Source organism: Bradyrhizobium sp. th-b2, assembly GCF_000426785.1.
GTDB lineage: Bacteria > Pseudomonadota > Alphaproteobacteria > Rhizobiales > Xanthobacteraceae > Bradyrhizobium > Bradyrhizobium septentrionale.
Window position 1 is genome coordinate 1 of the sequence record NZ_AUGA01000127.1, and the last position, 9,190, is coordinate 9,190.

Sequence of the window (9,190 nt, forward strand, 5' to 3'; positions counted from 1 at the left end):
ACGATGGCGTGCTCCGGTGGCGAGACGTAGAGGCCCACAACGTCGCGCACTTTGGGCACGAAGTTTGGATCGGTCGAGAGCTTGAACGTCTCCATTCGGTGCGGCTGGAGCCCGAAGGCCCGCCAGATGCGTTGCACCGTCGACACTGATAGGCCGCTGGCCTTCGCCATGTCGCGAGAACTCCAATGGGTGGCGTTCTCAGGGCAACTCTCCAACGTCCTCACGATCACGGCTTCGATGCGGGCATCGTCAACCGTACGTGGCGCCCCGGAGCGCGGCTCGTCATGCAGCCCGTCCACGCGCCGCTCCACAAAACGCCGCCGCCACTTGCCTACCGTCGATCGGTCCAGGCCCAGCTTGGCCGCGACTTCCTTGTTCTGACCGCCCTCCGCGCAGGTCAGCACGATCCGGGCTCTCAGAGCCAGCGCCTGCGCTGTCTTCCGCCGCATCGTGAGCGACTTCAGTTCGGCACGCTCTTCATCGCTCAATGTCAGGGCGCAAGTTGCTGGACCGCCATCAGATCCTCCGTCGCTGCTGCAGCCTCCATCCTTGGCACGGCGACGCGAATCTACTGCGAATCTACGATTGCGAACTTGTGACTCAGGACACTAGCAGCTTCTCATCCTTTATTCGTTCGGCCATGCACTTTTCGACCGCAATTCGCGTGGCAATGAACAAGACGAATTTATTCTCGATGTTCATGCTCGAGGAGCCGTCATAGGGTTCGAATCCGGCAGCCCGCGCCATCCTATGCAAAACCGTCTGGATCCGCGAAGCGCATCGCCAACTCCACAAATTCATCCTTGTCAAACGACAACTGATCGGCGCTCGCGGCATCACAAGTGTGCACTGCGCCGCGGCATGGAAAGCGGCCTCATTGACAAGCTGATGATCCCTTCCATGTAGCCGTTGCTGCAGACCCTTCATATCTTGTTGGCTCGTCAAGCGGGCTAGCGCCTGCAGACGGTATGTCGCTGCGAGAATGTGGTTTACGGCCGTGCAGACCCGCCACAATCGCTTCAACAGGGCTCATTTGTCCGCGCCGTTCGATAAAAGCTCGATTGGCCTCGATGAGCAACTCACCGGTTACGGTCTCGATCTCGTTCTGAAACATCCTCGTTCCCTTCGTCTACCGGCAGGATATCACCCTTTCAAGGTGAGGAAACGGGTTCAACTCCCGTAGGGAGCGCCATCAATTCGGGGGTGACCGAGCCTGGTCAGGGTACCCGCCTTTGAAGCGGTGGTCGGCTGACGCCGCGCGCGTTCAAATCGCGCCCCCCGGGCCATCATAGACGCCGATTGAGAAGATACCTGAACCGTCGATGCTCTGTCCATCCAACCCGGATCTCTCCATGACAGTTGCGGCCACAGCTCGCAGTTCTTCTGCTGGCGACCGACGGCCGGCGGGAAGTTCGATTGTCACGCCCGGGTAACGCTTGAAGAACATCTCCTGATCTTGGCACCAGTCAGCATACCGCCTGCGGACAGCTTCCCTCAGATTCTCCGCGTGCCGTTCGATCGCATCCATTTCGCAGGGCCTCTCGGGTAGGGTCTCGGTCTCATAAGCCGGGATAGGGCGGTTCGAAGCCGCTGCCTGCGACCACTCTTCCTGACTTCGTTCAATGGTAGGACGCTCGGCCGTGGACCGGGAGACGCGGTGTTTGATTCACCCAGTCTGAAGGCCTCCGAGTATTCCTGGAGCAGCCGCAATCCGTCGTTGGGCGACTTCGACCGGCAGAACCACGACTCGTGACGCTCTTCGACGCCTTCGAACTCGTTCAACGACGAGTAGGGGTTTTTGGTCTGGGCGCTCCACGCGACCACGGTGTGGAGCCACATCAGGTTGTTCCTTTACGCTTGTGGTCCCATGCGTCGGCTTCTGGTGCCGGAGGGATTGTCGCGTTGTTCAAGATATCCCGCTCGGCCTGCGTCACAGGGGTTGGTTTCACCGGAAGCTGCGCCTCGGCCGCGCACAACGATGCCCACGCCTGCTGCCGGAGCGGCGCCGGCGCCTTCGTCAGGATCTCCAGGGTGGCGCGTTTTTCCGGCAGATAGGTCTTCGCAAAGCCTAGGTTGTGCTTCGATATCGTCGACGTGTTGCTGATCAGATCCGCGCACTTGATGCCCTGGGTCTCAGGTCCGGCGAGCTCGAGTCGAAGCCGGTCGGCGCGCTTCCGCCGCTCACGGTTCATGCCCGGTGTTGGTGGGGTATCGGTCAGGTCGAGCACCATCAAGGCGACGGCGGAGCCGAACTTCGCGCAGACCTCAGGTAGAATGGCGTCGGTGTCCTCGACGGTGTCATGCAGCCAAGCTGCCGCGATCGCGGTCTCCGAAAGGCCGGCGCGTTCCACGATGCCGGCGACTTCCTCGAGGTGAACGAAATGCGGTTCGCCGGTATAGTTCTGTTTCTGCTGCGCGTGCTTCTCCCGCGCGGATGCGCGGGCCTTTTAGATCAAGTTCATTTTCCCTGCGATGCCCGTGCAGCTAGATATTCGCGGGCCCAAGACCTGGACGCTTCGTCGCCAGGCAACTCTCCCATGTCAATCATACGGTTTCGCCAGCCGTGCCAATGAGCGGCCGCGGTTCGCGACGGTGCCGACCGGCGGGAACTTCATCTGAGGCCGCCGCACGATTGCGCAACCGCATGGAGCGCTTTCGTGCGTTCTCCGCGGCGCGGGTGGCGTGCCTGAAACCGGCCGCAAGCATCCGCACGCGGAAGGTGCGGGGCGTTGGCGGAAGGATGGCCCTGAGTAGGAGCGCCTCACCATCATGGCGTCGTTCCCGGAACGATCCAGACGCAATCCGACGGCCCAATTTGATCAGGCTCGAATCGGAACACATCGCGTGGCACGTAAACCGTGCCACGCCAATAGTATTGAACCATGCACGGCCATCGCTCCCGCGGTGTGAGCTCGAGGATCAGCGTCGGTACGGCGACGGCGCGCGCAACGCGTCGGCGATTGCCTTTGGGTCGATATCGCGCAGCGACGTGATGTCCTTCATGGCGCGCCTCGCTCATGGCACGTCACCGACGTCCACACAATCACTACGGCGAATGCCGGCGGAATGATCAACCAGACCAGCGTGTAGAAAAGCCAATTCGGCAGCGGTTTAGTGGTGGGGCGATGCAAGAAATATCCCGGCGTGACGTTGATGCCGCGTTTAGTCGTGGTCCTGGTCCCCCTTCATCTCGAAAATGGTCGTGAAGGCGTACCCGACAGCGCCGCCCAATGCCGGAATGCCAACCGTCAGGACCACGATGACGATGAGCACAGCGCCGACGGTCGCCAAGATGCCAGCTGGCTGCAACCACGTCTTGGCGAGGCAGAATGCGGCGATGACTAGAAGGGCGACGCCGGCCCAGAGGAGCGGATTGTTCATGTGCCCGGCTCCTGCATGAGTTCTTCGCAGATCCACGCCATCGCGGCTATCACGCTGCGGAAGTTCATCTCACAAGGCTGAGGCCGGTTCGGAGTCCAGCGCTCGTCGCAGACAACGACATTCCCGGGCGCGCCGCGGATGCTGAATGCCCGTTCGCGATCGCCGTCGTTGGCGCTGGTAGACCCTTCGGGATGCGCGGCTTGCCATGCCGACGCGTAGCCGGGGCACTGCTTCGCGTCGATGTCCCAATGGCCGGGGTTGCGGTAACCGATCGAGAATCCGAGCGGGAAGAACGGCTGGTGGTCGAAGAAGTGCTTCTCCGCCGTCTGCTGCCGCGCCCGCGTCTCGGCGCCGTTCATTTTCTCCTCAAGCGTGAGCGTCATGTCGAACCTTTCTGTTGGCGATGGCCTTGAAGAGCGCGATCGCGATCCGACCGCGTTCCGTGATTTCGAAGCGAAGGGGTTTGCGGCCGCACTGCGCCACGGCGCCGGCGATCAGGAGCGGCCGGATCAGTGACGAGCCGAGCTCGGCCGATGTCCGCGAATTGCCGTTGGGGTAAAGGCCGGAGTCGCGGCCGATCTCGAGCGCCGTCACCTCGCGGTCGGCGGCCAGGAGCCCGGCCAGTACCGCGGCCTCCCGCGGGTTCAGCGTCTGTCCGGCCGCCTCACCGCCCCAACTCCTCCGGCGACCGGCCGACCCCGGACCCGGATCCAGTCCCGGCGCAGCGCCGCGACCGGCTGGACGAACGGGTGGCGCTCAAGCCGGGGCGATCCTCGCAGAGCGAAAACGCATCAAGCGCGACAGCATCGCAAACCGCCGCTTGCAGCATCAACTGCAGGCTGCTCAAACTCTACCCCCTGATGAGCCAGAGCCTCCCTTCTCGAAACGCGTGATCAGTTTCAAATCATCTGACGACGGACAATACGACATGCCGGTCACGAGCAATCCGGAAGACTCAGAAGATTGTCGGGAAGAAAATGATTACTCTCGGTCTTTAGGTACTCGCGACCATCGTGTTTTTTGACGATCACCTTGACTGTCTTGCCCTGCTCAGTAGCATCGTAAGCGCTTTTGTCGTGTTTGACGTTTGCAATGGCTGTTTCTTCCGAATCTCGCCATGCTGAACCACCGACTGCTTGAATACGCCGATGGCGGTCTTGATGGTTAGGCAGCTTGGTAATGCAGGTGATACGGCGCGTCATGGCTCACTCCTATTTCGTGAGCCAAGGCTTTGACCGTTAGCAGAACGGACTCATTATCCGGTTGCTTGGAAACGTTCAGAGCCCCGCCTCACGGGTTGAAAATTTGAATAAGTGGTCAGTGCGGGCGGGTTGCATTCACCCGGGCTTCCTCAGCTCGTATCTGCATCGTTGATTATGCCAGCGCGGATACACCAACTGGCCAGCCTTGCCGCACGACGTGCGTCATTATTGTCCAGACCAGCAGGACGGCGCTTAGACCGCAATGCCAATACAGATGCGAGCTGCGGTTGAATAGGAACGGAAGGGTGGTTGTCTGAACATGCGACTTCTTCTCTTGTCCCTTGACGCGAGCGGCGTACCCCTAATTCCATCGCGCGAGTTCTTTCTTTAGGCGTGCAAGCTTGGCGAACCGGTTCCGGATCGCGGCCTCACACTGCGCTTTAGCTCTCTCACGATTTCTCTCGTAGCTCGCCCGGCTTCCCCAGTTCGGCGTCGGCGCTTTGCGTGCAGGCTCGCGAACTCTTACGCGACAAGGTCTCGTCTGAGAATGCTGACCCGTTTGTTCAGTGCTCGGCGCAACGCATTGCGCTCACATGTCGTCATCCTGCCAGCAGACCGCTCGGACACACAATCCATCATGACCCGTTGAATCTGGACTAGTGTCATACTTTCGATCTGGGCAATGCGTTTCTTAACTTCGGCGCGCAAGTTGGCAGTCTTCAGACATCGTCAGATCCTGATGCTCCACGGAGTCCAGCCCGAAAGGCTACCGACGTTTGACGGTACAGCATCAACATTGGATCGGGCTCCTACCTACTCTGGGGGGCGACCGGATCAAGTCAGAGGGACAGGCAAGAGCTCTATCGCGCCGAGCAGGATGAAACCGACGCGACGGCTTACGCCATTCAAGGCTGCCGACCTCCAAGAGATAAATCGAAAGCACGACCTTCTGTTAGCCCGGCATTCAGGGCGCCGCATCCCACGCGGCCCACGACGGAACGATCATGACAAGTCGCTCTAATGAGCGTTGGTGCGTAACGGAGAATCCAAGGGGCGCTGCCAATTCAGAGACTGGCATTAACTCGACATTGCGTTTACAGCGGTAGCCTTGGTTTTCTCAAAAGTCTCACTCCCAAGGCGGCAAGAGTAACCGACAAGCAGCGCTCGTTTTCCAGCCGAACCTGTATGCCCATTAGGCGGAGTGCCGGACTTCTTCCATACTTCACTTGATCTGCTTTCCGGTTTCGTCGGCCACTTTGAGCGACAGGTCGGCGATCCGACGGCTACCTTCCAGAGCAATTTCCACAGACTTCCGCACAATATCACTTTGTGCGGCTACAAATTCCTGAGGGGTCCGGCAGGTCCACAGCTCGCTGATGTAGTCCATGTTCTTCCCGACTTGATGCCGAACCATCTGGCTGTACTCTTGAGAAATTCCATTCATCACTTTGGCAGCAGCATTACTGGTGTGAAGGATCTTTTGCACGTTGCGCGCCGACCGTTCCGTTGCGTCTTTTGCCTGTTGCACCCCTTCTCCTGAGACCCCGAGCGTGCGACCAAGTTGCTCGGTAGAGCGTCCCACGGCTAAGGTCGTCGCTTCCAGGCCGATCCGCCATGCGTTCTGCACCGTCTCAACGTTCTGCTTAAGAAAGTTGGAAGTTGATCGGGCCGTTTCTTCTCCGGCTTGAGCGGCACCTTGCCCGACATGCGCAGTCTGATCAGCTGCAGCTTGTCCGGTACGGCTGGTCTGCTCGGCAGCCCGCTCGCCGGCACGGCGAGCTGCATCATCTGTCCCTGGTATAGACTTGTCGTCCTGGCGTAAGTTTGCCATGCTTGTTCTCCATTTTCTGCGAGTTTCTGACTTGCGTAGCACCGTCAATTGCACTTTTCAGGTCCTTCTGGCCTTATGTTCAGGACAGGTTTCTTCCAAAACGGCTCTACTTACTTAGCTGAGAACTGAGAACAGCGAACCTACTAATTCTAGCACACAGTGATTATGGCTTTGGAAGTGGGCGGATAGACGCGGCCCTGACCCCGGTCGCGGCCACCAGCACGAGATCGTCGCCGGGATGCAACCCGTCGATTTGGACCACCAGAAGGTCGAGCGCGGACAGATCCGCAGCCATGAAGTCCCAGCATCAGTTCATCGCCCAGCGACCGAGCCGTTCCTCATGCGCGGCCGTTTCCCAGCTCGGGATCGTGACCTCGCGGCCCTTCGCCCCTGACCCGCGGGCGCGCGCGCGAGAAGTTGCCGAAGATCGAGGCTCTTTTCGCGGGTGCCGAAAGGGCCGGAGAGCGGGCTCGCGGCGGAAGCGGCGCTGAAACGTGTGAAGGAGCGTTTTGACGCAACTTGGTCGGCAAGATCCCTCAAATTGAGATGCGGTTCTTAATGCCGGATCAATGGTCGCGCCATCTGTTTCTCCTTGTGCCGGCGTTATGGCATGAAGCCCTATCGCTATTATCGACAGCGGCGCAACACGGTCATGGTTCGCGCACGCAACCGGATCCTCGATCAAGTTCTGTGGCCGGAGTTCTCCGAGCTTGACCAGGCCCTGCAGGCCTATCTTCATCAAGTGACGTTGCGCGTGATCCGCGATGAGGTCTTTGCCGACGCGAGTGAGGCGCAGTAGATTCCGGAGGCGCTACCACCGAACTGATGGATGCGGTTAGGGCGGAAGGCTTGCTTTGCTTTTATCCAAGCCCGCGATTCGTCGATCGTCGCCATCAGCCGAGCTGAGGCCGTTCAAGCTTTGAAGTTCCACTGCATGAGCTGGTCGATGACGACATTGCCGATGCAATAGGCGTCTCAAGATTAATACTGAATTGTAAGGCACCAAAAGTTAGTTGCGTTTCGATTTTGACTCGCGCGTTCAGCGCATCCTGTCAAGATGTTGGCTGGAGATAGTCCTCGCCGCGAAAGCCGGCCGTACGCCTCACCGATGAGAAGCAGTATTTTGTCTCTGAATCTTCGGTCTATCGGCTGTTGACGGCGAAGCGCGCAGGCACATGCACCATGCTGTCTTGGCCCTCTTTATTCCCAGGATGCTCCCCTTGTTTTGGGGCTTGAGAAGGCCCTCATCAAGGGCGGGGCTGCCGAAGGCACCGCCAAGGACTATGTACGTACTCTTCTCAGCTTTGGCCACTGGCTCTTCGCAAATAACAAAAAGGCCATTTTTGCTCGGCTTGACGACGAAGAGCCACTGACTGAAGATGCGCGCGAGTTCATCGGAAAGGGTAATCCCTGGAAACTTCTTACGGCAATAGTTCATCTCCGAACCTCGCAGTCGACGGGCGGAGTCGTTCCGATCGCAGGCCGCGCTGAGCTAAATCCTCATCCCCAGGACGCGGCACTCATCAAAGAGTACAAAAACGAAGTAGCGGCAGATACCGGCACGAGGGATGCAACTGCTCTTCGCAGTTTCAGTGACTACCTGCGTGAAAACAACAAGAAGGGCATTGCTGGTCGGCTTTCAGGCAAGGCGTTGGATGGAGATGTCAAGAGCTATAAGAAGGACGCCGGTGGTAACCGGGGGATCGGTGCCGCACTGGCTCATCTCCGGAAATCGTCGGCCGGCGCTAAGGCGATGGAACTCGAGCGCCATATTGATCCCGAAGACGCGGCCCTGAAGGAGTCGAGGCAGGTCGGCGACGCCGCTGCGCAGCACAGTGCGACCCAGAAAGCTAACAGTTGGCCAGAGGAGTTGCTTCCAGCGGAAGGCCATGATCAGGATTTGCTTTTGGGGCTGATGGACGAACCCGGCCCGTCGTCCTCGGCGCCGCAACCGGCTCAGTCAACTGGGATTGCGATACGGCACGACAAGCGGCGTCTTCATTCCGAGGATGCTCCCATTATTTTGGGGCTTGAGAAGGCCCTCATCAAGGGCGGGTTCACCAAACCCGTCGCCAAGCAGTACGTAAGTTCTCCTCTTAGCTTTAGCCGTTGGCTTTTCGCAAAAGAAAAACCGAGCATTCTTGCTCGGTTCGACAATAAGTCGCTGGCCGATGGCGGTGAGGTGCTCGAGTTCACCGGACAGGGTAATCCAAAGAGACTCCTTCAGGCAATCGACCATCTCCGGACCTTCCGGTCGACGGGCGGAGTGCCGATCTCACGACGCGCTAAGCTGAATCCTCACCCCCAGAACGTGGCCCCATCAATCCCGAAGACGCGGTACTGATGGATCCGAGGCGCGTCGACGCCGCCGCTGCGCAGCACAGCGCGTCGCAGGAGGAAGGCCGCGATCGGGATTTGCTTTTGGGACTGATGGACGAACCCGGCCCGTCGTCATCTCTCGAGCCAGCCGCGCGCCACGACCAGGCACCGGATCCCGGAGAGCCCGACCGCCAGCACTCCTCGGACAAGTTGAGGGGTGCACTTGCGAGGAGCAACTTCCTGCCAAGCGAGGAGGTCCTCATCAACGATGAGCATGACACAGCTTAGTTGAGGCCAGCGAAGAGGCCGAGGACCCTAGACAATCTGCACGGCCTTCCAGCGAGCGGCAGCTGAGCGAGATCGCCAATTCAGGCGGTCGCCTGCTGACGTCGGTGGCCCCCACCCATCAACAGGGTGCATCGCCATGGCAGGCGCAGCCGATGATGCAGGCGAGCGG

Annotated in this window: 9 protein-coding genes, 3 tRNA genes and 1 pseudogene; 5 read left to right on the forward strand and 8 right to left on the reverse strand. The window is 59.6% G+C overall.

The window, feature by feature from the left end; translation table 11 throughout:
* Window positions 1-494: IS630 family transposase (locus K359_RS0145075; protein WP_029084657.1), on the reverse strand; the 494-nt coding region annotated here is incomplete at its 3' end.
* 624 nt (window positions 495-1,118) lie between these two features.
* On the opposite strand from K359_RS0145075, the gene K359_RS0145085 reads away from it, so the two are divergent.
* Together K359_RS0145085 and K359_RS0145090 are read left to right on the forward strand one after the other, a co-directional pair.
* Window positions 1,119-1,192 (forward strand) — tRNA-Glu (locus K359_RS0145085).
* Window positions 1,193-1,197: 5 nt separating this feature from the next.
* Window positions 1,198-1,286 (forward strand) — tRNA-Gln (locus K359_RS0145090).
* Here the strand turns inward: K359_RS0145090 and K359_RS60270 are convergent.
* Window positions 1,265-1,528, reverse strand: coding sequence for a hypothetical protein (locus K359_RS60270; protein ID WP_029084917.1), 264 nt, complete (start codon window positions 1,526-1,528; stop codon window positions 1,265-1,267). The two genes, K359_RS0145090 and K359_RS60270, sit on opposite strands and share 22 nt — an antisense overlap.
* An 80-nt stretch (window positions 1,529-1,608) precedes the next feature.
* Here K359_RS60270 and K359_RS62535 point away from each other — a divergent pair.
* A tRNA-His gene (locus K359_RS62535) sits at window positions 1,609-1,680 on the forward strand.
* A gap of 158 nt (window positions 1,681-1,838) precedes the next feature.
* Here the strand turns inward: K359_RS62535 and K359_RS55875 are convergent.
* From K359_RS55875 to K359_RS0145125, 6 genes and pseudogenes are all read right to left on the reverse strand, one after another.
* Window positions 1,839-2,432 (reverse strand): annotated as a pseudogene (locus tag K359_RS55875) (HD domain-containing protein); the annotation flags it as partial.
* Between the two features lie 730 nt (window positions 2,433-3,162).
* A complete protein-coding gene (locus tag K359_RS0145110; RefSeq protein ID WP_029084918.1) occupies window positions 3,163-3,381 on the reverse strand; it encodes a hypothetical protein in 219 nt (72 codons plus the stop codon).
* Window positions 3,378-3,740, reverse strand: a complete 363-nt coding sequence (locus tag K359_RS0145115) for a hypothetical protein (RefSeq protein WP_156929068.1) — start codon at window positions 3,738-3,740, stop codon at window positions 3,378-3,380. Before K359_RS0145115 ends, K359_RS0145110 begins: the two co-directional genes overlap by 4 nt.
* A 7-nt stretch (window positions 3,741-3,747) precedes the next feature.
* Window positions 3,748-3,975: a hypothetical protein gene (locus K359_RS0145120; protein WP_029084920.1), complete on the reverse strand. Its 228-nt coding sequence runs from the start codon at window positions 3,973-3,975 to the stop codon at window positions 3,748-3,750.
* Window positions 3,976-4,316: 341 nt separating this feature from the next.
* The gene (locus K359_RS60275; RefSeq protein ID WP_084518808.1) at window positions 4,317-4,583 is read right to left on the reverse strand and encodes a DUF3892 domain-containing protein; all 267 of its coding nucleotides are present in this window, start codon (window positions 4,581-4,583) and stop codon (window positions 4,317-4,319) included.
* A 1,222-nt stretch (window positions 4,584-5,805) separates the two neighbouring features.
* Complete coding sequence (locus tag K359_RS0145125) at window positions 5,806-6,414, reverse strand: phasin family protein (protein ID WP_029084921.1); 609 nt, start codon at window positions 6,412-6,414, stop codon at window positions 5,806-5,808.
* Window positions 6,415-7,024: 610 nt separating this feature from the next.
* Between K359_RS0145125 and K359_RS65325 the strand changes: the two genes are divergently transcribed.
* Together K359_RS65325 and K359_RS55885 are read left to right on the forward strand one after the other, a co-directional pair.
* Complete coding sequence (locus K359_RS65325) at window positions 7,025-7,213, forward strand: hypothetical protein (protein ID WP_224497163.1); 189 nt, start codon at window positions 7,025-7,027, stop codon at window positions 7,211-7,213.
* A 426-nt stretch (window positions 7,214-7,639) separates the two neighbouring features.
* Window positions 7,640-8,758 carry a hypothetical protein gene (locus K359_RS55885; protein ID WP_029084922.1) on the forward strand — a complete coding sequence of 373 codons (1,119 nt, stop codon included), beginning with the start codon at window positions 7,640-7,642 and terminating at the stop codon, window positions 8,756-8,758.
* Window positions 8,759-9,190 lie beyond the last annotated feature (432 nt).

Coding starts and splice junctions, on each gene's coding strand:
- K359_RS0145115 (WP_156929068.1), bottom strand. CDS start 3,740: ATGAACGGCGCCGAGACGCGGGCGCGGCAGCAGACGGCGGAGAAGCAC.
- K359_RS60275 (WP_084518808.1), bottom strand. CDS start 4,583: ATGACGCGCCGTATCACCTGCATTACCAAGCTGCCTAACCATCAAGAC.
- K359_RS0145110 (WP_029084918.1), bottom strand. CDS start 3,381: ATGAACAATCCGCTCCTCTGGGCCGGCGTCGCCCTTCTAGTCATCGCC.
- K359_RS65325 (WP_224497163.1), top strand. CDS start 7,025: ATGAAGCCCTATCGCTATTATCGACAGCGGCGCAACACGGTCATGGTT.
- K359_RS0145125 (WP_029084921.1), bottom strand. CDS start 6,414: ATGGCAAACTTACGCCAGGACGACAAGTCTATACCAGGGACAGATGAT.
- K359_RS60270 (WP_029084917.1), bottom strand. CDS start 1,528: ATGGATGCGATCGAACGGCACGCGGAGAATCTGAGGGAAGCTGTCCGC.